We start from the raw sequence: 24,681 nt of genomic DNA on the forward strand, positions 1-24,681 counted from the left end.
AGCGAGTGATAATAGAAAAAGAGATAAGTTTTAGCCCAAAAGAGTAAACTTAATAGCACTGTTTTATTTGCTCAATTAAAGTGGCTGTCTAGTTTATTTGTCTACTTTATTTGATTGGACTTTATTTGGCTGCAAAAAGCAGAAGTTGCCAATAAGACCCAAACCATCACTCTAATGCTATTGATTTCGCACAGGCTGTTTGGCAGTCACATTTGACCTTGTACAAAACATTGTCGACACTTTCAACCTATTACATCTAATATAACAATCATAAAGTAAGTATAACTACATATTGTCGACAATATGTGATTTAATAGCCTCACTTAAATATTGGAGGTGGCTATGAGTGTTTATGATTTTTTTGGAACTGTTAATACTGTTTTTATTTTTGTCAGTTTGTATGGTGTTTTGTCGCAAGTAAGAACTATTTGGCGTAGGAAGAAAGAAGAAGTAGGCACTGGTTCTACAGAGTTGTTATCTATTAATCAATTTATTGTCAGTTACTTAGCGTACTTCTCGTTTTTTATTTATGGTTACTCTATAGAGCCTTTTAATCATTACATAGTGTGGCCTCGTTTGATAGCAACTATACTGGTAGGCGTTATTTTGTATGAAATATGGCTTGATAGAAAAACAAATGCGTCTACTTACGCTGTTTTAATTGCTTTAGTTTCTTTAACGTTAGGAATGGCGGGGCTGTTTTATGGTGATACATTTGTTGACGAAGGACGTTATGTGTCGACAACTATCATTCTCGTCATATCGCTTTTAATAGCGCAAGGTTATTATCATCAAATAAAGTTAATTATCAAATCTGGTGCTACAGGTGCAGTCGATTTAAAAATGAGTCAATTTATTTTTATGATGGATATTTCAACTATCGCCTTTGCTTTGAGTATGGGAATTGAAAACGGTTGGCCATTAATGGTTCTTGCTATAACGAGTGGAATAACAAAAATAATCATAATGTATTTGTTCAAATGGGTTAAGTTAAGCCCTGTGGCTATAGAGCGTAGAAAAGAATACAACAGTTAATATGATAAATAATATGATTTATTCTCCACCTGCAATGTCAATGAACTAAAGACGAATTTCGCCAATGAGCGAGAAGCAGGCTTACTTTACTCATTAAGCCTGCTTTAAAATACACTTGTTGTTTACCTAGACGAAAAGCCTATATGGGGTTCAATCTTTCACTAAGTTTAAGCTTGCGTCCTTTCTATCAAGCATTCCGCTATAACGTGTTAATACAAGCGCAACTAAAACAACCACTGCGCCTGCCCAAGGTGTATTCATCAAGCCATGCTCAGCAACAATATTACCCCCTCCCCATGCACCTATTGCAATACCAATATTAAAAGCTGCGATATTTAAACCTGATGCAACATCTACGGCGTGTGGTGTGTGTTTTTCGGCTAACTTAACTACGTATACTTGTAAACCGGGTACATTTCCAAAGGCAAAGGCTCCCCAAACCAAAATAGTAAGCACGGCGGTAATCGGGTTGTAAGCTGTATAGCCCAACATAAATAATATGCCTGCAAGACCTGCGAAAATAATTGTTAAAGCTTTAATTGGGCCATAGTTATCGGCCATTTTACCGCCCCAGATATTGCCCAAAGCAACTGACACACCATAAACTAAAAGTATCAAGGCTACAGAGCTTGAATCAAAACCACTTACTTCATTAAGGATAGGCGCTAAGTAAGTAAATGCGATAAAAGTTCCACCGTAACCAATAGCCGTAATTGCATAAACTAATAGTAATCGAGGGTGAGTTAAGACTTTTAACTGGGCTGTAATATTTGTTGGTTTAGCTTGTTTTAAATTACTCGGTACTAAAATGGCACTGCCAATCATAGCCAGTAAACCTAAAATTGATACGGTTAAAAAAGTTGCTTCCCAGCCAAAAACTTGACCAATATAAGTGCCCAGAGGAACCCCTGTAACTAAAGCGACAGTTAATCCTGTAAACATAGTGGCTATAGCGCTTGCGCCTTTTTCTTTAGATACTAAACCTGTCGCAATGGTCGATCCTATTGAAAAGAATACACCATGTGCTAATCCAGTTAAAATTCTGGCTATTATCAATGCCTCAAAACTCGGTGCTTGCCATGCCACTAAATTGCCAATAACAAATAAGCCCATAACAGATAGCAATACATGTTTTCTGTTCCACCTACTGGTTAGCGCTGTTAACACCGGTGCGCCAATGGCCACACCTAAAGCATATAGACTGACCAGTAAGCCTGCTGAAGGTATTGATACATTAAGGTCTCGTGCCATTGTTGGAAGTAGTCCAACAATCACGAATTCTGTTGTTCCTATGGCAAAAGCGCTTAGCGCTAATGCTATCAATGCAAGTGGCATCATGATCTCCAAATAAGTATATGTAATGGATATAAAGTAATGCGCGAAATTAAATCGCTTACTTTATTTGTTGACGGCATTATTAACTGATAAACTTTTGTGATAAATAGTGTCATTTACAAAATACTTTTGTAATAAATGAGGTTAATTTGAGTTTAAAAACAAGATCTGACGACTTAGAACTTTTATTAGCTGTTATTGAATTTGGTGGTTTCTCTGCTGCCGCAGATGCACTTAATATTCAGGTGGCGCGTATTTCTCGCTCAGTGACTAAAATTGAAAAAGCCCTTAACACAGCCATTTTAATTAGAACGACTAGGCGAGTGATGCTAACTGATGAAGGTAAAAAGTTTATCGATGCGGTTACTTTAGGCTTAAAACAAATTCAATATGCGGAATCTTCCCTTATTGTTAAAGGAAAAGTGCTTCAAGGTAAATTACGTATCGACGCTGTGAGTCCTTTTATATTTCACCAATTAACACCTTATATTAATGCATTCACTAAGGCTTATCCTGAAATAGAGATTGAACTGAACTCTAACGAGGGAATTGTTGATTTAATTGAAAAACGAACTGATGTTGCGATAAGAATTGGAAAATTAGAAGATTCAACTTTACATGCTAGCGCATTAGGAAAAAGCCCGCTTTTTGTAGTCGCATCACCTAAATATATTGCACAAAATGGTTTACCAAAAACGCCCGATGAACTTAAAAACCATAAGTTAATTGGTTTTTCAAACATTAAGTCACTCAATCAATGGCCTGTAAAAGGCTTAAATAACGTAAACCCTGACATGACAGCGAGCAATGGAGAAACCATTCGGCAACTAGCTTTATCTGGAAGCGGTATTACTTGTTTATCAGGTTTTATGGTTAATTCAGATATTGCAGAAGGTCGACTAATATCACTTCTTGAGCCATATAGGTTAATGGGTTCTGATCGTGAATTGGTAAATGCTGTTTACTATAAATCCTCACCGGTTGCTGAGAGAGTTAAAGCATTTATTGATTTTATTAGACCGAGATTAACATTGTAATGATTGATATTTGTGACGGCTATTGGCGCTTTTCGAAGTTCAGCTATGTGCTTGTACTAATAAGAGAGACTTTACTTCAAATCAAACCTATAAAATAAAGCTTTAAATTTTCAGGTCTTTTAGTTTCAAACTAACTCGTTTCGCTAATTTTCTTGTGCGTTGTTGATGCTCCTGCAATACAGTATTGAATTCAGCTTGATGCTGCATAGGCTTCAATAAATGATCATCTTGCAAAGTCCACCATTCTCGATCAAAGGTTTCAAGCCAGCCATGATTTAACGCTGTACGCAAATGCTTTATAGTTTTAGCTGGGTTATGCAACTGAGCGTTTACTTGAGCTAACGCCATATCTGCCTGTGCTTTGTCATGAACCTTATTTAAAAGAAGAAATTGCTCCACATTATTTAATACAACATTGGCGTACTCTTGTTCATTTAACTTCAATAAGGTTGCGCCATAGAGCAGCAACGCTAAATAATTGTCACTTGTCACTTCAATTACGCCGGCATTACGCCAATCAGCATAAAGGTTTAACAATGAAGTTTGGGTTTGCTCATACATAGCAGCTCTATATTGCGCAATAGCTAAACTGTATTTGTACTTATAGCTATTTGGTTGAGTGTCACTTAGTTGTTCTAATAGAGAAACTGCGTTAATTGGCTCACCTTTGAGGCCGTAATCTATTAGCTTGAGAGAGTTTTTAAAATGTTCGTGTTTTGATGTCATGCGAGCCAATATTTTATTGGCTTCTTCATCCTGCCCAATACTTAAGTACGAAAATATAACCTGCTCACAATATTCGTCACTAGAGCAATATTCAAGCTGCTCGCTATTGCTTAAGTGCCATTGAGCGATGGCATTAATTGAGCTTGGTGTATTGCGGAATATATGGGTGGATTCAACAATGTTTGGATCTCGCTCCGGCTCCAAAATTATAGCTCTACGATACAGATTTTGCGCTGTATCTAACTTTCCTCTAATTGCTAAATATCGGCTATATATGCTTTTTAATGATGCTGAAAGAGGGTTTAAATCAATGGCATGCTCCATATGTTTTATGACTAACGCTTCTTTTCCCATCTGGTTTAGTAGTGAGCTATACCAATGGTGTGTTGTTGCATTGTCTTCAAGCGCTAAGGAACGTTCGAACTTTTTCTGTGCTTCATTCAAGATAGTTAAAGGGGCTTCGGAGTAACTTGCATTAAGAGTCAATAGCACCCCTTTAGCTGCAAGCGCCGTCGGCGAGTTTGGCTCTAAAGCTAATGCTTGCTCTATATGAGGAAGTCCTTTATTAACCGATTTTTTCGCACTCCAATTCGCGTAATAATGAAATTGGCTGTAAGTGATGGCCAATCCAACGTGTGCGTTCACGTAATTAGGCTCTAATTCGAGACTATGTTTAAAATAAGTCTCTGCTTTTGATAGTGAGGTTGGCGTTCTTTGCCGCCAGTGATATTGACCCATTAAAAACCATTCGTATGCTTGGCTGTCTATTTTCTTTTTGGTCACGATTTGGGCTTGTGAACTTGGTTGAATAGTCAGCCTAATTTCACGGCTTATTTTATCCTGCAAACTGAATAAATTTGATTTTGTACTGTCAAAACTTTTTGCCCAAAGCAATCGTCCATCAAACGTGCTAATTATTTGTACATTTACTCTTACTTGATCCGCTGATTTTTGGACGCTACCGTCTAATAAAGCTTCTACCTTAAGGGCGCTACCAATTATGGATGGATCCTTATTTCCTCTGAAGTTGAAAGAAGATTCACGAGAAATTACCTTTAAAGGTTTTGATTGAGAAAGCTGGTTAATGATTGCGTCAGAAAGTCCCTCTGTAAAATGTACATTGTCTTCATTATCATTTAGGTCTTCAAAGGGTAATACAGCAATTGAGCTAATAGCTACATAATCATCATTCTCAGGTTCTTGATATACTCGAAAGAAAATAACGATAATGATGACGGCAATTAACAGCAATAAGAGCGAACTTTCTATAAAATTAGGTTTACGATAGTTCGTTTGTAAATTAAGCGTATTTGAGGGCGCTTCTGATGGTTGCGTGTTTTCTACTAGCGGTTTTACGGCTGCAACTAAACAATAGCCAACATTAGGTATCGTTTTGATAAATGTTGGTTGGCGAGCATTGTCTCCTAATGCTTTTCTAATTTTACTGATCGCTACAGATAATATCTCTTCGTTGACAATACTCTCTTGCCAAACATGCTCAATAATTTGTCCTTTGGTTACACTTTTTCCAGCATTATGAATGAGAAATAAAAGCACTTGCATACTCTTATTATCAATTGACTTTTGCTCGTTATTGTCTTGAAACGTATTGGTGATTGGACAGACAACCCATCGTCCTAATTGATATTTTTGACTGTTTTGCAAAGACATATCCGAAAAGTAATTTTTCTGAAGAGTATTATAACTGAACAATGCTGATTAACCTTTACTTTTTATCGTATGCAAACAACGCTTTGTCTTATTTTGCTATAAAAACATAAAGCCTAATAAATTCATATCTTTAACGATTGATTTTAGAACATTTAATATGATTTAAGTTGGGTAAGGTGCAGTTCAAATGTACTTTGTGCGTACTTTATTTGCGTTTTGGTAACGAGTTTTATGAAATTAAATATCAGTTTTAAAACGCAAACATATTTCGATATTATAATTATAGGAATTAACATGTTCGCAAATTATCGGTTCAAATTACTCATTGCATTACTTCTACTTATTTCGTTTGCGGGCTTTTCAAAAGCCACTGAGCTTAAAGCACCAAGAGCCTCAGCCGAAGAGGTTAAAATAGACTTTTGGGACATGGCTCCACTAGAAAAGGCCTTTATCAATATTGCACCAGAAAAGTTAGCAGACAATATAAAAGTAGGAAAACTGGGTATTGATGGAGGTAACAAAACTCCTATATTAAAGTTAGCTAAAGCGTTAGCTGAAAGTAAGTATGGGAAATATGACAGTTTACTTATTAGCTACAAAGATAAACTATTGTTTGAGTCTTATTATAAGCGTGGACGAATCGATTTACCTCATTTCCAGTTCTCTGCAACTAAAGGGTATACTAGTTTAGTTTTAGCTAGAGCCATTCAATTAGGTTATATCACAATGGCTGACTTGAATAAGCCTTTGATGAGTTTTTTTAAAGAACTAGATACCAATAAGTTGGCAGAGGGTGCAGAAAAAGTCACTTTACATCACGTGCTTTCAATGAATTCTGGACTTAGGTTCACTGATGAACAACTTAAAGACTTTAGAGAAAACCGTGATAAATATTCCGGCGTTGCTGAAGTGCAAGCTTTCTTGGAGTTCACCAAGCCAATAACTAAAGAGTCTCAGGTTTACAAATACCAAGCACCCGATCCCATTTTAGTAATGCACGTTTTGAACGCGGTTGTGCCAGGAACAACTAAAGACTTTATTGAGAAAGAGTTCTTAAACAAAATGGGGATATTTAACTATGAGTGGAAGCTAGGCCCTAAAGCACTTCCAAAGGCAGAAAGTGGCCTGAATTTAACCCCTCGTGACATGCTCAAAATAGGAAAAATGATTATCAATAAAGGGCGGTGGAAAAATGAGCAGCTTATATCAGAAAACTATTTAATGGCTGCATTTAAAGCAGTTACCAAGCCAACTCAAAGTTGGGTCCCAGCGAGTTTTAATTATGGCTATTTATGGTACCAGACCGACATCGCTTTAAATAATAAAAACTACAACGTTAATTTTGCTTGGGGAGCGGGTGGAAACCGAATCATTGTAGTTAATGAGCTTGATTTAGTGATAACCGTAACCGGTCATGACGAAGAAGATGTCGTTTTTGAGCCGCTAGTTAAAGCAATATTGCCTGCATTTATTAAAAGCTAATACTAAATGGCAGACAACTAAGTAGATGTGTAGTTGTCTGCTATCAATTGTCAGATAGAAACCAGATCAATATCAGGCTTTACTTTTGATTTATATTTCCTTTCTTTGCAAAAATGATAATAGATAGCTTTTAAGTTGGGTAAACCTGACAGTTCAAGTAAAGGTTTACTCAATTAAGGGGCAATTGAACGCCCCTTTTGTTACTCAAACGGCCCTTTTATCACTGCAAATCCATTGTCTACCATTAGACTGCCTTGGCTCCAAACATGCGTAGGCTTGAGGCTTTGGCTATCCATCAACACTAAATCAGCATCAGTGTTTATGGCTATATTGCCCTTTTTAAGGCCTAATACGTTGGCAGGGTTACTAGTTATAGCCATTAATGCGTGTTCAATACTTACACCATGCACATTGACAGCCTCTACAAAAGAGTCGTGTAAGGACGCTTCTTTACCCACCTCTAGGCCAATTAAATTAAAATCAGCATCAAAAATAGGTAGGCTGGCATGGCCGTCTGAACTCATTGTTAGCTTTGTTTTATCAACACCTTGGTCTAAACAATAAGCAAGGGCTCTTGCAGCTGCGTATTCACCGTTCGCTAAATCGTATTCAGTGGTGCTGGTGGTAAAGTCAATCGTGCCACCGCCTTTACAAAACTCAATACCGGCATCTAACAGGGCTTTATTACGGTTCATGTGGGTAGGGTAAAACTGCGCTAACGAGATATCTGTCTGTTGCTCAATATCATGCAAAATGCTGAGATGGGTATCAACAGGGCCCACATGAATACTCACCGTGCCTTTTTTACCGCTGAGCATTCCTGCCACTTTAGCTTGTGCGGCAAGTTCTGCTAGTTGCTGAACCGTAGGCTGACTACTGCGGTGATCTGAAATGGCCACTTCACCGACACCAATAAACTCGTCAATATACATCAAATCATCAGTAATAGAGCCCGTGAGGGTTTTTGCCGGAAGGTGATACGAACCCGTGTGACAAAATACGTTCAAGCCCAACTCTTTCAATCCTTTCGCTTTTGCGACTAAATTAGTGAGCGTTCGGCTGCTTGAATCTGTACCAAGTGCTGCAACAACGGTGGTTATGCCATGTAAGGTGGCATCGGTTAAGTTCATTTCAGGTGTACGGCTGGCAAAGCCTGCTTCGCCACCGCCGCCCGTAATGTGTACCAGTGAATCAACAAAGCCGGGTGTGAGTATACAGCCTGTACCGTCAATTACTTTTATATTTGTATTGCTGTCTATATTTATCTTTTTTTGAAAATCAACGATTTTACTACCAGCTATTAATACATCCATTTTCCCATGAGGGGTGGGGGTGTAAAGGTGTGCCCCACAAATAAGTGTTAACATATAAACGTCTTTTTATTGATAATTAATAAAATAAGCAAGAAAGATAAAGCCGCTTGCTAATGCAAAAAGTGCTGCGGTAAAACGCCAAATAAAGGCCGCCCATTCGCTCCAATCTAATTTAACAATTCCTAAGCAGCCAATGAGGCTGGCAGAGGTAGGTATGAGTATATTAGTGAGTCCATCGCCCAACTGAAAAGCCAGCACCACGATTTGACGAGATACGTTGAGTAAATCGCCTAAAGGTGCCATTAAAGGCATGGTGATAGCAGCTTGCCCCGATCCTGATGAAACAAAGAAGTTAAATACACTTTGAAATAACAACATTCCCCATGCAGCAACGTAATCAGGCACTGCGGCGATACTACTTGCACTGTAATACAAAAGCGTATTGAGTGTAGAGGGCGTGCTCAAATCGCTGCCGCCTAAAAGCAGTACAACGCCTTTTGCCAATGCGACTAATAGGGCGGCGGGTAATAACTCTTGCGCACCATGTTTAAAGGCATCGGCACTTTCATTGGCGCTTTGTTTGTTAAACACACTGGCAATAAAAGCACTGACTAAACCTATACAGAAAAACTGTGCTGCCAGCTCAGGAATGTAGTACTGGCGAGCCATGACGCCCCAGATAACCCAGGCAATACCAGCAACAAAGGTCACTAGAATTAGTTTGTCGGCAATATCTAGCGTTGGTTGGTTACTTGGCTGTGTTTGTTCAGTTTTGGTCTGCCTTATTGAATTGGCGTAGCGCACAGTAAATACCAAGCCAAACAGCGTGAATACACACCAAGCCGCCATTCTAAAACCTGCGCCAGAAAATACCGGTATCTCTGCAATAGATTGGGCAATTGCGATGCTAAATGGGTTCATCCATGAGGTGGCAAAACCAATTTGAGTTGCTACGTAGGTCGTTAAGACCGTGACTTTTGCGTCATAGCCTAGTTGCTTCATGATAGGCAGTAGCACAATGCAAAAAGCAATGGCTTCTTCGCCCATGCCAAATACGGCGCCACCCAACGAAAATAATAAAAATATGAGTGGGATAAACAGCCATTCAACACGTTGTGTTTTATGAATGAGGGCCATAATACCGTTATTAATAGCACCCGTTTTCATAATAATGCCAAATGCACCACCGGTAATGAGTATAAACGCCATTACACCTATGGTTGCGCCATATTTATCGCCCGATACAAGCCCTTCAAATAACACATTTGCAAGGCCTATTTCACCGCCTTCGGCAAAAATAGGTGCTGTTGTGCTCTGTGTGACAGGTTGGTATTGAGCAAGTTCAACTCGGTTGCTGCCCTGCTCAGCATTAAAAAAACCGGGTGTAATAAATAAGGTGGCCAGGTAGGCAATAACAGCCACTGATAACAAGATGATACTTGCATCAGGCATGGTAAATTGTTTGTTTTTCATAATTTCACTTTTAACCAAGGAAGGTTATTGCTTAAAAAGATCAGCATCCAATAAGTCTAACACTCATAATAAGTGGCACAACAATTTAACTGTTGCGCCACTGAGTGCAATTTGGGTGGTGTAGCGGATAGCACGGCTATCCGCAAGTAACTTTAAAAGCGATAGCTGGCACTAAGCGTGTAGCGTGTGCCGAAGGCATTGTGATTTATTGAGTCAAAACCACGGCTTGAACCATATAGTTTAGGCGGCTCTTTATCAAAAATGTTATCTATACGCACTCTTATCGCGAGTGCATCGTTAACAAAATAACCTGCTGATAAATCCCACACTAGCCAATCATCCACTTGGTGGTTACCTTGTGAATCAAGTTCACCGAGCTCATCAAGCTCGTCAATTTGACGGCCTCTAAGCCCTTCAATATCATCTTCATAACTGCTGGTGTAGTTTGCGCCAAGGTTTAGGTAGTAGCTTTGTGCTTCCCAATCGATTGATACACGGCCGATGTTTTCAGGGTAGCGATAGGTACCAATGAGTTTTTCAATTGCATCAGAGCCCGGTTTATTACGCTCAAACTCAAGGTAGTGAGTACCGTCAAATGCAAATGTTAAGTCACCACCAGATAGTGTAAAGCGGTGATCAAACTTAATATCAATCCCTGCTAATGTCTGTGTGCCGGTGTTTTCAAGTGGGATAACATGATCACGAAATAATGGCAGAAATAGTTCATCATCTCGCGGGTTAAACTCAGTTATGTAATTTTCCAAAATTTCGCCTAAATTAGCGCCATCTTGTTCTATGTTTAATCCACTGTTGTCACTGATTTCACACAACTCACTATCATAAGAGATGCCTTGTTGGCCTTGTGGCACAATACCACAATGACGAAGTGAAGCATCTGTGCTGGCACGATCAAGTACCGCAGTCATGTTAGTATCAATCACTTCTTCGTGATCAAACTGCCAATAATCAACCGTTAAGTTAGTATCAACACTTGGGCTCCACGCAAAACCAACACTGATTGCTTCAGACTCTTCGGCTTTCAGGTTTTTATTTCCCAGCTCAAGAGAGTTAACGCTAACTTCGGTACCATCTCCCATACAGTATAGGTCAGACACGGATTGGTTCGCACCGCAATCAAAGGTTGATTGAGTGGTTCTTAATTTAACACCCGCTTGGGTCAATGAAGGTGCACGGAACGACGTTGACCACGAACCACGAACAACTAACGAGTCAGTAGGGCGATAGCTTAGGCCTATTTTCGGGTTAAATGTGCCGCCAAAGTCATCATAATGATCGTAACGACCCGCTGCTTGTAATTCTACCTGGTCGGTCAACGACACATTCAGCTCAGCAAATGCAGCGTATTGAGTACGATCAGCCTCTGATAAGCTTGAACCAAAACCAAATACATCTACTAGGTAGCCGTTTTCAGGGCGTGCTTGCGAATCAAGTGATGGTATGTCGCTTAACTCTTCACGGCGAGCTTCAACACCAAATGAGGCATAAGCGGGTAAGTCATTAAAGGTAAATAGCTCACCGTTAAAGTTTGCATCCCAGCCGTATACGGTGCTTTCGCCACTACGGGTTGGGCGTGCCTGTGCCGTTGCTAAAACCGCATCATTAGCAGCATCGCCTTGCACAAATGGATTATAAAATGGCAGTAAGTCGCCTGATGCACAGTTAAGGTTTTCGCCATCATAACTTGCCAGTGTACCGTCTGAACATAACTCACCTGTAATTGCACCGTGGAATTGATAACGGTTATACACACCATCAATGGCTTCTTGTTCTGAACTTGAGCGAGAGAACGTTACGCCAGACTCCCAGCCCCAATCACCAATATCGCCAGCAAGGCTACTTACTAAGCGAAAGTTTTTAGTTTCAACTTCAACAGTTCGCGGGGCATTAAAGCGTGCATCAAAACCAAAACCATAAACTTCGCGACCCGCTTGGGTGTCAAATGGGTCAATGTAGAGCTTATCCATTAAATCATTACTGCCGTCTGCATTATCATAAATAAATAGTGCATCTTCTAAGATAAACGGGCCATCATCATCATTGATTTGATTAATAGGTGAAGGAGACGAATAGGCTCTAGACTTTGTTTGACTGTAGAAAAAGTCAGTGTGCCAATCAAGTTCACCCACATTGCTGTTAAACATGAATCCAGTTGATAGACTTTCAAATGGCGTGTCTAGGTAATCATCTTGATTTGGGTAGTAGGCACAAATTTGTTCACCAAATTCAGTAGTGACTAGCTCAGTTTTGCAGTTTGGAGCCGGTAACTCATTACCATCACGGCTACTGAAATAATAAATATTTGGTGAGTTTTCGAGTTTTGGTAAATATGAATAGCCATTAACTAATGAAGGCGATGCAGTGTAATCGCGATCGGTTGCTTTGAATGCGTTTCGGTCATAAATGTCGGCAAATACCGTTAAGTTACTGTCGCCAATTTTAGTACCATAAACCAAGTTTAATTGTTTTTTACCTTCATCGTGACTGTTAAAGCTGTTGCCTAAAGAGGCATTTATTTCAGCACCTTCAAAGTCATCTTTTAAAATATAGTTGATTACGCCAGCTACGGCATCAGCACCATAAACAGCTGAGGCACCCGTGGCTAAAATATCAATACGCTCGATAGCAGCCAGTGGAATAGAGTTTACATCGACGAAGTTTTCAGTGCCTGCAGCAAAAGAGCTGGGGGCAACACGACGACCATTAATAAGAGTTAATGTTGCTGAAGGGCCCATACCACGAAGGCTTGCAGCAGATTGGCCAGCCGGTGTTGAGGTTGAGGTGCCGCCACTTTCTGAAGTTGAAAAGGTGCCGCTGCCGCCTTTAAATACTGATAAGTCTTTTAATAACTCATGAATAGTATTCGCCCCTGAGCGCTTTATTGCGTCTTGGTCTAATACCGTTAATGGGATTGTACCTTCAAGGTCGACGCCTTTTAAGCGTGATCCAGTAATTTCTACTCGCTCAATGTTTGTTGATTCATCATTTTCTTGTGCATACACAGTGGTGACAGGGCAAAGCGATGCGCTTATTGCCGCTGCAATAGTTAGTTGACGAAACATATTAATTTACCTTTTGTCTTATTCAAGAGTCAAAACATGCTTTAAATACAGCAGCTTGCTCATTTTTATTATGATTTTTCCAATCGAATTGAGGCAAAATTAATAGCAGCGGCAAAGCGCAGCTAAAACTAATGTTATTTTAGTTTTTATTTGCTTTAAATTTGATTGGTTTCAGACAGGGCAGTGATGTTTAGACACAGTTAGCCCCTCACGAGAATGTGAGGTGTGGCTACTCGTCAAACCACTCCGAAAGGTAGTGAGGAGAGTAGAAATATGTACAAAGCGATGTTGCGTTTTTAAACATAATTCCAATCCAAAAGGTTTTTGACAAAGCTAGTTATTGAGTGCTAGCTTACTCGCGATTTAAAAGTTCCTTTTTTTTATAGCAAGCATAAAGAGACACTGCAAGCTATTTATCATTATATTTTACATGCGAGTAACATTATGGAAACCTTTCAGGAACAACTTAAGCTTAGGCGGTTTGATGGTTTTTTGGCAGCATCTTTGCTGATTTTAGCTTCATATTCTTCCACGATATCTGCAAATGAAAAAAATCAGACCTTGGTTCTAGTGGGAGGCGCTTTAACAACATGTTCAAGCATGAGCGCCAAAAACTGCCAAGATAAACAACAGTTAAGTGGTAAAAACGCAAACCAATATCAATTAAACCGCGACACATTAAATCAAGTAAAATTAAATTGGCCCAATGATAATGCAGGACATCGCAATAAAACATTGCAAGTTTTAGCTACAATGGCACGCCAACATCCTTCACCTTATACCAAGAGCGATCTGCTGTGGGCATGGCGAGATTTAAACAACGCATTACTTAATCAATTAACCGATGTAGAGTACAACTTTGTTATCGATAGTATAGAAATACCAGTTGTTGATGCTAAGCAAGCGCGACTTAAAGAAGTCGTCAACACCACACTAAATAGTGAAACTGCGGCTAACGATATTTTAGATTTTATTTCGGCTACTGCGAAAGTAAGTGCAACTAAGCCTAGCCTTTTAGCTATTACAGCTTCTAGTCGCGACCCTTATGAATCAGCAGACTTTTATGAAGGATTACTTGATTTCAATGGTATTGCATCTAAGTGGCTGGCGTTGACACCTGCGCTTGCAAGGGCGATCACCAGCGGGGAATGTGCTCAATTGACCAGTATCCGCGAAAAAACCATGAATGTGTATAATCGTGATGCTATCTACCCCGATCGTATTAAGGCAGAGTTGGCGCTGTGCAAGCAAGGTGTTAAAAATTTGGTTAAGGTAATTGAATCGGCAACGGGTGTCATGCTTAATGGCGGCGACCAAAGCTTAACGCACAAAGTATTATTCGATGAGCAAGGTAAACCTTACCCGTGGACAGAGGCATTACGCTCACGTCCGTTGTTGGTAGGAACAAGCGCCGGTACTGCGATTCAAAGTGGTGGTAAAAATCAATATGGACAGGTGGCGATGATCACAAATGGCACAAGCCTTAGCGCTTTGCGTGATGGTGCTTTCGCTCAATCAGCACCTAGTGAACGCTGCACGACTGACTGTGATAAAGGTCTATCAGTTGACTCATTAACCTACCAAGGTGAGGGTGGCCTAGGCAGCTTTAACTTCGGTATATTGGATACCCACTTTAGTGAGCGTGATCGTACGGCACGTTTGGCAACATTGTTAGATGCGACAAAGCAACCTTATGGATTTGGTGTTGATGAGACAACCGCATTGGTGGTTATTAACTCTGGTAGTTCTAAACTGATGACTGTGATTGGTAAAAATGGTGTTGTCTATTTACATAAGCCACACAGCGCAGAGGGTTTTAATTATTCGTATTGGCCTGTGGGCACACGCGTAAATATAACGAAGGATGGCTTTAGTATTAATGACAAAACAATCACAAATGCATTGCCAAAAATGAAAATACCTCCTTTGCCTATGCAGCGTTTTACCAATATTTTTACTGATACTAAACTACGTTCGTTAACGCAAGCCATGTGCTTGACCAATGATACGCAAGCGACAGCACAACAAGATGAGTTTTCTGTTGCTATTTCAGGCAATGAAGACAGCCAATTTTACCGTGTTAACAGCTCAAAACATGGGTGTTTAGTCGATAATTTAGCTATTAAAATTAAACAGATTCAGTGAGTTTTTATAAAGGTCAACAGAACCTAAGCTAGGCAATATTAAAGCGATGGGCTTATCCCATCGCTTTATGTTATTTAAATTCGTTCTATCGACCATTGTACTGCTATCAATGCAATAATAAGAGAGCCTGCTGGCATCACCCATTTTTGATATACAGCATATCTTCTGCAGCTTATCAGTAAAGGTAAGGTAACGGCTAAAATAGCTAATTGACCTATTTCTACTCCTAAATTAAATGCTAACACACTGAGCAATTGATAGTCGTTTGATAAACCGAGCTCACCCAAAACACCCGCAAACCCCATACCGTGTAGTAGGCCAAATGCAAAGGTTATCCAGCCTAAACGCAATACCAATGGCCAAATATTATTTAGTGCAGCAAATAATACTGAAATGGCTATGCCAAATTCAACCCATCGGCTATTAGGTGAAAGCAGCTCCATTGCAGTTGCTGTCAACGTAATAGAGTGAGCCAAGGTAAACGCTGTTACTATCCAGGCGGTATGCTTAAAAATAGCAATTTTTGATGTGACTCCTTGCCATTTACTATCTTTTCTTACCAATACGCAGGTAAGTAATAACGCAATTAAAAATAGAATATGATCAAGACCTAGCCAAATATGCAATATCCCTTGATAGACATATTGTTTAAATGTTGCGAGGTAACTGGTGCTTGTAAAGTCGAACGCCTGGGTTGCTTGATCAGCGCTCATAACACGCGTTTGCGAGTTCACAGTGGTGATGACCTTGTGATTAGCGTCGATATCAAAAAATGCGCTGTATGTAAGTATTATCGCGCTTTTTTCAGCACAGTTTACGCTTATGGGCAATACAACATACGGTTGATTAAAGTGATTATCGAGCTTCAAATCGTTGTCGCTTTGTACAAGGCAGGCTTGTTCGTCAGGTGATGATATCTTGATTGATGCATACATAAACTCATTTAAGGCAGCACGCTTGGCGGTGATTTCATGCCAAGCAATATTGCCATCTTGATTAAGATCGAATGCAATTTTATGTTCTAAATCAATCAGCGGGATCTGCCAAGTACCGCTAAACTCATTAAGTGTTTCAGATGATTCAACTTTATTTAAACTGAGATAGCTGGTACTAAGTTGATGAGCAAAAGCGGTGCTGCTGAGTAATAGGCACACACTATACAATAAACTGTGAATGTAATATTTCATAACTTTGCCCCTTTTGCGCGTGCCAATAGCTGCTGGTCTGCTTGTAGCTTTGCCTGCTGCCAATTAATTTTTGCCCAATAAAGTGCTTTATCAGGCTGTTGATCAAGGTCTAAATAATAACGAGCAAGATCGCTGGCATGAAATACATCTTGGCGCAGTTCTCTTAATTGCACGCGTTTTGACATAAGAGTTTGCCATTGAGTTTGTGGGTTTTTTGTGTTGTTTCGCTCGGCAATCGCTAAACGAAGTAATAATGCATCTTCTAAATTTTCATTATCGTAAGTTAGTGAAGGTAAAGAGTTCAGTATTTTTTGATAAGACCCTAAAGCTAAATGAATATCAGCCCACAATACAACCAAACTAACAGGGGCTGTATTTAACTCAATTGAGCGAATATGATCCAATGCTGCTTTTGGTTTATTAAGCCTAAGCGCCATCTCACCAAGCACATGACGGGTGGTTTCATTTTGCTTATTAATAACAATACTATTTTTTAAACTTTGATAGCTTTGTGTTAATTGGCCATCTTGGCTTAATGCATCTAATGCACATGTGTTTACTACATCCATAGGTGCTAAGCCTACAAGATTTAAGCATTGTTGTTTTGCTGCGGTGAATTTGCCTTGTACCATCAACATATTTGCTTGTAGTAGATGGCTATTAACGTGTTGGGGGTCTTTTTGTAATACTTCTTGAGTAATACTTAATGCTTGTTCAAATTGATGTTCACGTTGTAAAACACGAGCGTACATGTAACCAATATCGGGTGTTTTAGATTGTTTGTAGCGCAATTCTAATTGTGATTTTAACAGCCCTTGGCGTAATTCTGTTTGACCTACTTGCTGCGTTGTAATGAGTAATGCCATTAACTCATTATTATTCAATATCGCCGTACTAACAGAGCGTGCCTTGGCTATTATGGTGTTATCGGCAGGTATAATGGGTTCAGCGAATAAACAAGGTGAAAGTACTAGAGCAAAGTAAGTAAAGGCACGAATCAACATAGTGTCTCCTAAAAAGGCCTTCCATGGCCTGCAAGTTGGTATTAAAAAGCTTAATTATCCGTTAGCAAGTCGTCATAATTGACTTTTGCATCGGCATTAGTAAAGGCACGTCCGTTAACACTTAGCGGCTTGTCTGTAGGCGCTTGATTAAACGCAGCACGACTAAACTGGGCAAAGTCAACTTCCAGTACTTCAATTGTAATATCAACCATGGCTGTTACTTGTTCATTGACACCATCGCTTACAGCAAAAGTAAAACTGTCTGTGCCAGTTGCTTCTGCATTCGGTGTGTAAACATAGCTACCATCAGTATTAACTACAACCATGCCTAGCATAGGTTCAGTGACTAAACTAAATGTCAGCGTATCACCCTCAGGATCAGTGCCTTGTAGCATATCTTCAATGGTTACTTCGGTTTGTGTTGTAACCATTTCTGCAGATGCGGTAGGTGCTTTATTCACCACTGGTGGTGGCTCTACGCTATTTTTGTCATCATCGTTATTACAGCCACTAAGCACCAAAACTGTGAGTAGGGTCGCAATGTGTGATAGTTTTAACTGTTGCATGAGTTTCTCCTTATTTAGACCCTGCAAGCGGTGTTGCAAGGTACGGGAAAGTTGAATCCATCATCGTTGCGTCAAGTGGAGCACCATCAGTAAACGGCACGTTACCGACACTTGCATCATCACTGGTACACAGGCCTAAATCAGTATCGGTGCCATTTACAGGCACTGGGTAACATAGGCGGCCCATAACAACACGTAGGGCAATATCGACTACATCATCACCAGGGCGACGACCATTTGGGAAACCCGCTAAATCATCACCAGCAACACCAAAAGCAGATTGATCGGCTTGCGCTTTTGCGGCAATAGCCGTATTTAGGCGCAGCATTTCGGCGCCCGTGACCGTTGCTAATTGGTTAACGCCAGGGAAGCCAGTCAAAAATGCTGTAACTAGGTCATTTCTAGGAAAGTTAGTTGGAGCGAGTGTTTCTAGGTTAGCGCCAAGCGTTGTATTTACTGCATCTTTAAAGAGAATATTCAGTAGCTCAGGTAATGAAGGGTGTGTCACATAGTCAATAAACTGTGCGTCGTCTTTTGGTTGAGATGTTGAGAATGTATCTTTATCTTTTAAACCAATAACAAGTTCGTTGACCAGTGGGTTACCTAATCGCGATACTTGTGTTAACGCACCGCCGTTAGCCGCATTGTTAGCAAATTTTGCATTTGGATTTAAAATACGTGCTTGCGGTAAGCTTGCAGTAGTCCATGAGCCAATAGTGCCATTACCTTCGCCAGTTACGCATGCCTTAGGAACTTCAACAGCAATGGCGGTTACATTCTTATCCTTAAGGTCATCATTATCCATACTTTGTGTTATGCCGCCTGGGAAGCCTTCGCCATCACCTGCACCTGGTGCACTATCACCTTCTACTGGAACGTAGTTAACCAAATCAAATGTTTTACCTAGGTTTACAACAAATGGGTCTTTACGTTGTCCAACAAATACTTTTGCCATAGCGTCGCAGCCAGGAACAGCTACATTATAAACAAATTGATCGGCGTACGTTTTGTAGCCGTCCATTGAGCTAAATGTTTTATTACCAATATAATCAAGTGGTTTACCAAACTCGTTTGTATTCGTGTTGCTGTTAGTGAGCATCGTTTTTGTGCCAGTGCGCATAGGGCCTGATATCATGCTCATGGTGTATGATTCGCTAAAATTAACCGCTGAATTATCACCAGAGGCAACACCACCTACATTTTTTAAAGGCACAGCGACAGTGCGCTGGTTATCAGCAGGGCCAACTGTTAACGCTACGCCATTATTATCATTTGGCAGCATGCTTTTAAAGTTGAAGGCAAAAGTAATGTCTTCAACAGCATCACCATCGTTATCAATATGAATACTGTAAGTAGCATCAGGATCCATGGCGAAATAATTTGGCCCGCCATAACCATCTTGCAATGGAATATAGTTGGCAATAAATGTCACGTAGTCGCCTCGGCCTTGCTCATAACTATTAAATGCATAAAAGTCGGTTGAGTCTAACGTTGGAAAGCGACTAATGTTTGGCGCTTCACGGTGACTAGATGCCTCAATTGGGACGCTCACTAAGGTGCTGCATACTACTACTGCTAAAATGGACGGAGTTAATACTTTCATGATTGCTTCCTTTAGTTTTAGATTATATTCATAGCTAATAACGGGGGAGCGGTTTGATTGGATGCAGGAAATGTAAGATTAATTTAAATAAATGTGAAGTTTACTCTTATATCACTGATTATATTGCTTTTTTATTTTTGATTATTTTGCATTATTGTTATGGGTTACAGTGCGCTAATTAACTAAAAGCAAAAAAGCCAGCTAATGCTGGCTTTGTATTATTTCACTGAATAGTGGAATGCATTTTAATTACTTAAGGTGCATTTGTTAAAGCAATATAAGCTCTGTTGTATACAATACTTCTGTAGGCAGACCCGTCGGTGAGCCACCAATTGGCTCTAAACTAATCGCCAGTAGTGCAATATCTTGGGCACTAAAACGGCTATCTTTGAGCAATGATTTGACGCCATCTTTTGGTAAAATACCTAAAGAAATGGGGGTATCTTGACCTTTGAGAATCATCCATAATTGATAGTCTTTATCGTTTCTTGCAACTAATTTGTCACTGGCTTTAATAGATAAGTTTTGCTCATCTATATCAATAAACCACAATGGTTGTTCTGTTGCATCTTTAAACAAAGCAATTTGTTGTGTGGGTTGCACCGGCGCTTGTGGCTGCCAAATAATCACTGCAAGTATAATACTGGCCGCTGTCGCAATTAAAGACCATGCCTTCCAAATATGTGCTTTGGGCTTGATTACATTTGAGTCAGTGGATGATTGTATTGGCTTAGAAGCATCGATACGCTGAGATATAATTTGCCAAACTTTATCACTTGGTTGCTCTGATTGTATTGAGCTCGCTAAGTTATTTAAGTGTTGTTCCCATATCCACGTTGCTTCTCTAACACGTGTAGAAGTGAGCATTAAGCGTTGAAAACGCTTACGAGCTGAGCCTGTAAGTGTGCCTAAAACATACTCTGCTGCAAGCATATCTATCAGCTTTTGATTGTCATAATTCATAGCGTTAAGCACCTCTGCAGCTGTTGTAAGCCCCGTCTGATCCAGCTTTTAACTGTGCCAAGAGGAGTGTCTACGTGATCCACCAATTCGCTGTGAGTTAACCCTTTATAATAGGCTAAATGGATCGCTTGTTTTTGCTGCTCATCCAATTGTTCCATACAATCAACGAGTTTAGTTTTATCTTCGTAATCGACAGTTATTGCAGTATCTGCAATAGGTTCAAAGTGATCGTTGTCATCATCTAGGCTTTGTTCTTTACGAACCTTATGATAACGCAGTGAATCTAAGCTTCGATACCGTACGATACTGATCATCCAGCTAATAACAGTTCCTTTGCTGGCTTGGTATTCAGATGCGTTATGCCATATTTTAACGAACGCATCTTGCAATGCTTCTTCCGCATGAGCGCGATTTGTTAACATTTTTAAGCTGATGGCAAATAGTTTTGGGCTAGTTGCATTATATAGTTTTGCAAAAGCCTGTTTATTTCCTTGCGCTGTTTGACTCAGCAGCGGTAATAGTTCATCGATTTCCATAGAGTTCCTGTTGTTATTATTAGTAAACGTTTGAGGTTGATAATTGGATGCAAAATAAATTGTAGGGTTAAGTGCAGAGTATAATGCTTTAAATCTAGCAGTGATTTACGGCTTGGCAAGCATAGTCGATCAGTTTTTAAGCATACTAAACGTATTAAATTAATACAATTAAAGCAAAAATAGGCTAAAAGGTTAAAAAAATGTGTTTTTCCACAATAAAAGCACCCTTTTAGATATGGTTAAACAGTGGGTGAATGTAATACACTGTGGGAAAAGCACACAACACAAGAGAGATTAAAATGGCAGCATTTGGTACGGTATTTATGCCACAAATGATCCAAGCGAGATTTACTGATAATGCTTGGAGTGAGAGTGAAATTGTTCCTTCAGATAAAATAGAACTACACGCTGGAGCACACGTTCTTCACTATTCGAGTACATGTTTTGAAGGTTTAAAAGCATTTCGCCATGATGATGGCTCAGTATACATTTTCAGAATGGATGCAAATATTGCGCGTATGCAGCAAAGCTCGAAGTTATTAAGTTTGCCAAGCTTTGAAGGGCCAAAGCTTAAAACAATGATCACAGATATAGTAAAAGAATACGCTGACGAAACACCTTTACCACCGGGATCAATGTACATTCGCCCAACGCACATTGGCACTGAAGCTGCGATTGGCAAAGCGGCGGTTCCCTCTGCAAGTTCACTTATGTATGTATTGCTTTCACCAGTAGGGGATTACTTCGCTGGTGGCTCAACCGCACTGCGCGTATTACTAGAAGAAGATGGTATGCGCTGTGCGCCGCACATGGGAATGGTTAAAAGTGGTGGTAATTATGCCAGTGCATTGGCACCAATTTCAGCAGCCCGTGAAAAATACCAAGCAGATCAAATTTTATTTTGCCCAGGTGGTGACGTACAAGAAACCGGTGCTGCTAACTTTATTTTAATTGATGGTAACGAGATCATCACCAAAGCGCTCGACAGCACATTTTTACATGGTGTAACACGCCACAGTATTTTGACTATTGCCAAAGATTTAGGCATGACAGTGTCAGAACGTAACTTTACAGTTACTGAATTATTAGAGCGTGCAGCTAAGCCAGGCACTGAGGCTGCGCTTTCTGGTACAGCTGCTGTGCTCACTGCGGTAGGGACTTTTATTCATAATGATAAAGAATATAAAGTAGGTACTGGCGAGCCGGGTCCAACGACAACCCGTTTACGTCAAGCATTGAATGATATTCAGTGGGGTAAAGCACCAGATACACATGGTTGGTTAACCAAAGTAGACGTTTAATTTCTGTGTAATTCATTATGCCTAAGAGAAAGCTAGCCATAATACTGGTATGCTGAAACTTGGGCTTTTTCATTTCAATATCCTACCCTTAAACTGTAAGTAACTCACACCTGTGTGTAAAATCAACGCAAAGCTTTCAAAATGAAAATTTTAGTTATTGAAATATAACAACTTTTATTTTAATTATCTCGGCGTAATTATTGCAAACTAACCTACAAAGTGGTTTGTTCATTCAGTACTAACCACATAAAATTAATAACAAAGGAGAATCTATGTGGGCCGCAATTAGTTATATTGTATTGGCAGTGGTTTTTATTGTGATGGGCTGGCAAGTTGATGCTGTTTATTTTTCCATTATGTTTTATTGGACTGCACTGTCATTGCTACTTGTAGGTGGTGCGTATGTGTTTAACGTAGCCAAAATTTTTCGTAAGCGTGAAAACGGAGTCATTCCCTTTTATATCCGCTGGGCTTTTGTGCCTTTTTTATTGGGTGCACAAGTTTACAACGCTTGGAGCCGAAAAAGAGATAAAGTACCGCCATTACAACAGATAAATGATCACTTATTTTTAGCGTGTCGTTTATTTCCCTCAGACATAGACACCATGAAAGAGAATAATATCACAGCTATCTTAGATGTAACTTGCGAGTTTGATGGACTAGAATGGTCATCCACTCAAGAGAATATCAAATACCTGAATATCCCTGTACTTGATCATCGCGTGCCTACGCGATCACAGCTTAATCAAGCTTTAAATTGGATTGATCATCATATTAAAGCTAATCGCCGTGTGGTGGTGCATTGTGCACTGGGTCGTGGACGGTCAGTATTTGTTATGGCAGCTTATTTATTGAGTCAAAATAAGGACGCTGATGTTCATCAAGTATTAGCACAAATTAAAGAGACCCGTGAAACAGCTAACCTCAATAAACACCAATTACGTCATTTAGTTAAACGCCATCGTAGTGGGGAGTTGCTTATAAAAAATAAAGCAGTGTTAATTGCAAACCCAGTATCTGGTACAAAACTGTGGCAACAAAAAAAGGACATGATTATTAATCGCTTGTCTGCCTATTACGATTTGACAGTGTTAACAACCTCAAAAGAAGAAAATGGTATTGTATTAGCAAAGCAAGCTATGAGTGACAGCCCAAATTTGATTATTGCCTGTGGCGGCGATGGAACAGTTACAGAGGTTGCCAGTGTACTTGTTAATACCGATTGTAAACTCGGCATAATTCCGTTGGGTACAGCTAATGCCCTTGCTCATGTTTTGATGGGGATAAAATCTAAATTAATCCCTGTTGAAACGGCATGTGACCTTATCATAGATGGTCAAACTCAACGTATGGATACAGCTTACTGTAATGGCGAGCTTATGCTGCTATTGGCTGGAATTGGCTTTGAGCAAACGATGATCGAAAAAGCTGATCGCGAAAGTAAGAACGCGGTTGGTCAAGTTGCATACTTACAAGGTTTTTGGCAGGCATTAGGTCAGCAAAAAGCGCAAAAGTTGAGTGTAAAGTTAGATGACAATGCGCCTCAAGAATTATTTACAAACAGTCTGATTGTTGCCAATGCTGCGCCGTTTACTACATTGTTGGCCCAAGCTAGCGGTCAGCCGGATCACAATGATGGCTTACTAGATGTTAATTGGCTAACGCCCAATGTAGATAATTCGACCAATGTGCTTAGCATTGCAGAGCTTGTTTTAAGCAGTGTAACGCAGGCTCACTTAGCGATAAACTCGCACCACACCAATGCTCGTCGGGTGGTGGTAAGCGCTGATGATGAGGTTAAATATGTCATAGATGGTGAAGTTAAAACAGCAAATGAATTAGTGATCGAAATTGAACCTAGCTCACTCGCTGTAGTGTGTGCAGAGCAGCCAGTTTAATTACTTTTTAATACTTGGCCAGACGAAGCCGCTTGCTTGCGGCTTTGTTTCAACACAGTTATCAAGATAAAGCTGTTCTACCTTAGTGCGTGCCCAAGGGGTTTTGCGTAAAAATTTAAGGCTCGATTTAACGCTAGGATCAGACTTAAAGCAGCGAATGTCCACTTGTTCGCCCATGGCTTTCCAGCCGATTGTTTGTTCAAGTTTTACGACGATTTGTTCAAGGGTTATGCCGTGTAATGGATTGTTAGCTTGCTGATTCATAATTCACTATAGCGTTAAAAAATTCGGGGCTATTGTAGCCTAAGTGGCCGTTGATACCAACG

18 protein-coding genes are annotated in these 24,681 nt (G+C 39.9%); 6 read left to right on the top strand and 12 right to left on the bottom strand.

Features of this window, described 5'->3' with window-relative positions; genetic code table 11:
- Positions 1-342 precede the first annotated feature (342 nt).
- Positions 343-1,035, top strand: coding sequence for a hypothetical protein (locus CSC79_RS15395; protein ID WP_099296635.1), 693 nt, complete (start codon positions 343-345; stop codon positions 1,033-1,035).
- Between the two features lie 150 nt (positions 1,036-1,185).
- Here CSC79_RS15395 and CSC79_RS15400 read toward each other — a convergent pair whose 3' ends face one another.
- A complete protein-coding gene (locus tag CSC79_RS15400) occupies positions 1,186-2,370 on the bottom strand; it encodes an MFS transporter (protein WP_099296636.1) in 1,185 nt (394 codons plus the stop codon).
- A 149-nt stretch (positions 2,371-2,519) separates the two neighbouring features.
- On the opposite strand from CSC79_RS15400, the gene CSC79_RS15405 reads away from it, so the two are divergent.
- Positions 2,520-3,407: a LysR family transcriptional regulator gene (locus CSC79_RS15405; protein ID WP_201796686.1), complete on the top strand. Its 888-nt coding sequence runs from the start codon at positions 2,520-2,522 to the stop codon at positions 3,405-3,407.
- 102 nt (positions 3,408-3,509) lie between these two features.
- Here CSC79_RS15405 and CSC79_RS15410 read toward each other — a convergent pair whose 3' ends face one another.
- Entirely contained in the window at positions 3,510-5,798 is a 2,289-nt protein-coding gene (locus CSC79_RS15410) for a winged helix-turn-helix domain-containing protein (protein WP_180270448.1), read from the bottom strand.
- A gap of 300 nt (positions 5,799-6,098) precedes the next feature.
- On the opposite strand from CSC79_RS15410, the gene CSC79_RS15415 reads away from it, so the two are divergent.
- Positions 6,099-7,286 (top strand): serine hydrolase, encoded by a 1,188-nt coding sequence (locus CSC79_RS15415; protein ID WP_099296639.1) that lies wholly within the window; start codon positions 6,099-6,101, stop codon positions 7,284-7,286.
- A 200-nt stretch (positions 7,287-7,486) separates the two neighbouring features.
- On the opposite strand, the gene iadA is transcribed toward CSC79_RS15415, so the two are convergent.
- The 3 genes from iadA to CSC79_RS15430 all read right to left on the bottom strand — a co-directional run bounded on the left by iadA (position 7,487) and on the right by CSC79_RS15430 (position 13,152).
- The gene (iadA, locus tag CSC79_RS15420) at positions 7,487-8,653 is read right to left on the bottom strand and encodes a beta-aspartyl-peptidase (RefSeq protein ID WP_099296640.1); all 1,167 of its coding nucleotides are present in this window, start codon (positions 8,651-8,653) and stop codon (positions 7,487-7,489) included.
- Between the two features lie 12 nt (positions 8,654-8,665).
- Positions 8,666-10,072 (bottom strand): putative basic amino acid antiporter YfcC, encoded by a 1,407-nt coding sequence (gene yfcC, locus CSC79_RS15425; protein WP_099296641.1) that lies wholly within the window; start codon positions 10,070-10,072, stop codon positions 8,666-8,668.
- A gap of 152 nt (positions 10,073-10,224) precedes the next feature.
- Entirely contained in the window at positions 10,225-13,152 is a 2,928-nt protein-coding gene (locus CSC79_RS15430; protein WP_099296642.1) for a TonB-dependent receptor, read from the bottom strand.
- Between the two features lie 444 nt (positions 13,153-13,596).
- On the opposite strand from CSC79_RS15430, the gene CSC79_RS15435 reads away from it, so the two are divergent.
- Entirely contained in the window at positions 13,597-15,297 is a 1,701-nt protein-coding gene (locus CSC79_RS15435) for a cyanophycinase (RefSeq protein WP_099296643.1), read from the top strand.
- A 74-nt stretch (positions 15,298-15,371) separates the two neighbouring features.
- Here CSC79_RS15435 and CSC79_RS15440 read toward each other — a convergent pair whose 3' ends face one another.
- The 6 genes from CSC79_RS15440 to CSC79_RS15465 all read right to left on the bottom strand — a co-directional run bounded on the left by CSC79_RS15440 (position 15,372) and on the right by CSC79_RS15465 (position 21,156).
- Positions 15,372-16,484 carry a HupE/UreJ family protein gene (locus tag CSC79_RS15440; protein ID WP_099296644.1) on the bottom strand — a complete coding sequence of 371 codons (1,113 nt, stop codon included), beginning with the start codon at positions 16,482-16,484 and terminating at the stop codon, positions 15,372-15,374.
- Positions 16,481-17,488 (bottom strand): hypothetical protein, encoded by a 1,008-nt coding sequence (locus CSC79_RS15445; RefSeq protein WP_099296645.1) that lies wholly within the window; start codon positions 17,486-17,488, stop codon positions 16,481-16,483. Before CSC79_RS15445 ends, CSC79_RS15440 begins: the two co-directional genes overlap by 4 nt.
- Before the next feature lie 50 nt (positions 17,489-17,538).
- Complete coding sequence (locus tag CSC79_RS15450) at positions 17,539-18,054, bottom strand: Ig-like domain-containing protein (RefSeq protein WP_099296646.1); 516 nt, start codon at positions 18,052-18,054, stop codon at positions 17,539-17,541.
- Between the two features lie 10 nt (positions 18,055-18,064).
- Entirely contained in the window at positions 18,065-19,657 is a 1,593-nt protein-coding gene (locus tag CSC79_RS15455) for a DUF4331 domain-containing protein (RefSeq protein ID WP_099296647.1), read from the bottom strand.
- Positions 19,658-19,924: 267 nt separating this feature from the next.
- Positions 19,925-20,620, bottom strand: a complete 696-nt coding sequence (locus tag CSC79_RS15460; protein WP_099296648.1) for an anti-sigma factor — start codon at positions 20,618-20,620, stop codon at positions 19,925-19,927.
- Complete coding sequence (locus tag CSC79_RS15465; protein WP_099296649.1) at positions 20,617-21,156, bottom strand: sigma-70 family RNA polymerase sigma factor; 540 nt, start codon at positions 21,154-21,156, stop codon at positions 20,617-20,619. The genes CSC79_RS15460 and CSC79_RS15465 overlap by 4 nt, the downstream gene beginning before the upstream one ends.
- A gap of 266 nt (positions 21,157-21,422) precedes the next feature.
- Between CSC79_RS15465 and CSC79_RS15470 the strand changes: the two genes are divergently transcribed.
- Together CSC79_RS15470 and CSC79_RS15475 are read left to right on the top strand one after the other, a co-directional pair.
- Complete coding sequence (locus CSC79_RS15470) at positions 21,423-22,457, top strand: branched-chain amino acid aminotransferase (RefSeq protein WP_272897228.1); 1,035 nt, start codon at positions 21,423-21,425, stop codon at positions 22,455-22,457.
- Between the two features lie 272 nt (positions 22,458-22,729).
- Positions 22,730-24,355, top strand: a complete 1,626-nt coding sequence (locus CSC79_RS15475; protein ID WP_099296651.1) for a diacylglycerol kinase family protein — start codon at positions 22,730-22,732, stop codon at positions 24,353-24,355.
- Here the strand turns inward: CSC79_RS15475 and CSC79_RS15480 are convergent, their stop codons facing one another.
- Complete coding sequence (locus CSC79_RS15480; protein WP_099296652.1) at positions 24,356-24,619, bottom strand: VF530 family protein; 264 nt, start codon at positions 24,617-24,619, stop codon at positions 24,356-24,358. It abuts the gene before it with no gap.
- Between the last annotated feature and the right edge of the window lie 62 nt (positions 24,620-24,681).

Source organism: Pseudoalteromonas sp. 3D05, from assembly GCF_002723455.1.
Classification (GTDB): Bacteria; Pseudomonadota; Gammaproteobacteria; order Enterobacterales; family Alteromonadaceae; genus Pseudoalteromonas.

Coding starts and splice junctions, on each gene's coding strand:
- CSC79_RS15395 (WP_099296635.1), top strand. CDS start 343: ATGAGTGTTTATGATTTTTTTGGAACTGTTAATACTGTTTTTATTTTT.
- CSC79_RS15400 (WP_099296636.1), bottom strand. CDS start 2,370: ATGCCACTTGCATTGATAGCATTAGCGCTAAGCGCTTTTGCCATAGGA.
- CSC79_RS15415 (WP_099296639.1), top strand. CDS start 6,099: ATGTTCGCAAATTATCGGTTCAAATTACTCATTGCATTACTTCTACTT.
- iadA (WP_099296640.1), bottom strand. CDS start 8,653: ATGTTAACACTTATTTGTGGGGCACACCTTTACACCCCCACCCCTCAT.
- yfcC (WP_099296641.1), bottom strand. CDS start 10,072: ATGAAAAACAAACAATTTACCATGCCTGATGCAAGTATCATCTTGTTA.
- CSC79_RS15430 (WP_099296642.1), bottom strand. CDS start 13,152: ATGTTTCGTCAACTAACTATTGCAGCGGCAATAAGCGCATCGCTTTGC.
- CSC79_RS15435 (WP_099296643.1), top strand. CDS start 13,597: ATGGAAACCTTTCAGGAACAACTTAAGCTTAGGCGGTTTGATGGTTTT.
- CSC79_RS15440 (WP_099296644.1), bottom strand. CDS start 16,484: ATGAAATATTACATTCACAGTTTATTGTATAGTGTGTGCCTATTACTC.
- CSC79_RS15445 (WP_099296645.1), bottom strand. CDS start 17,488: ATGTTGATTCGTGCCTTTACTTACTTTGCTCTAGTACTTTCACCTTGT.
- CSC79_RS15450 (WP_099296646.1), bottom strand. CDS start 18,054: ATGCAACAGTTAAAACTATCACACATTGCGACCCTACTCACAGTTTTG.
- CSC79_RS15455 (WP_099296647.1), bottom strand. CDS start 19,657: ATGAAAGTATTAACTCCGTCCATTTTAGCAGTAGTAGTATGCAGCACC.
- CSC79_RS15460 (WP_099296648.1), bottom strand. CDS start 20,620: ATGAATTATGACAATCAAAAGCTGATAGATATGCTTGCAGCAGAGTAT.
- CSC79_RS15465 (WP_099296649.1), bottom strand. CDS start 21,156: ATGGAAATCGATGAACTATTACCGCTGCTGAGTCAAACAGCGCAAGGA.
- CSC79_RS15475 (WP_099296651.1), top strand. CDS start 22,730: ATGTGGGCCGCAATTAGTTATATTGTATTGGCAGTGGTTTTTATTGTG.
- CSC79_RS15480 (WP_099296652.1), bottom strand. CDS start 24,619: ATGAATCAGCAAGCTAACAATCCATTACACGGCATAACCCTTGAACAA.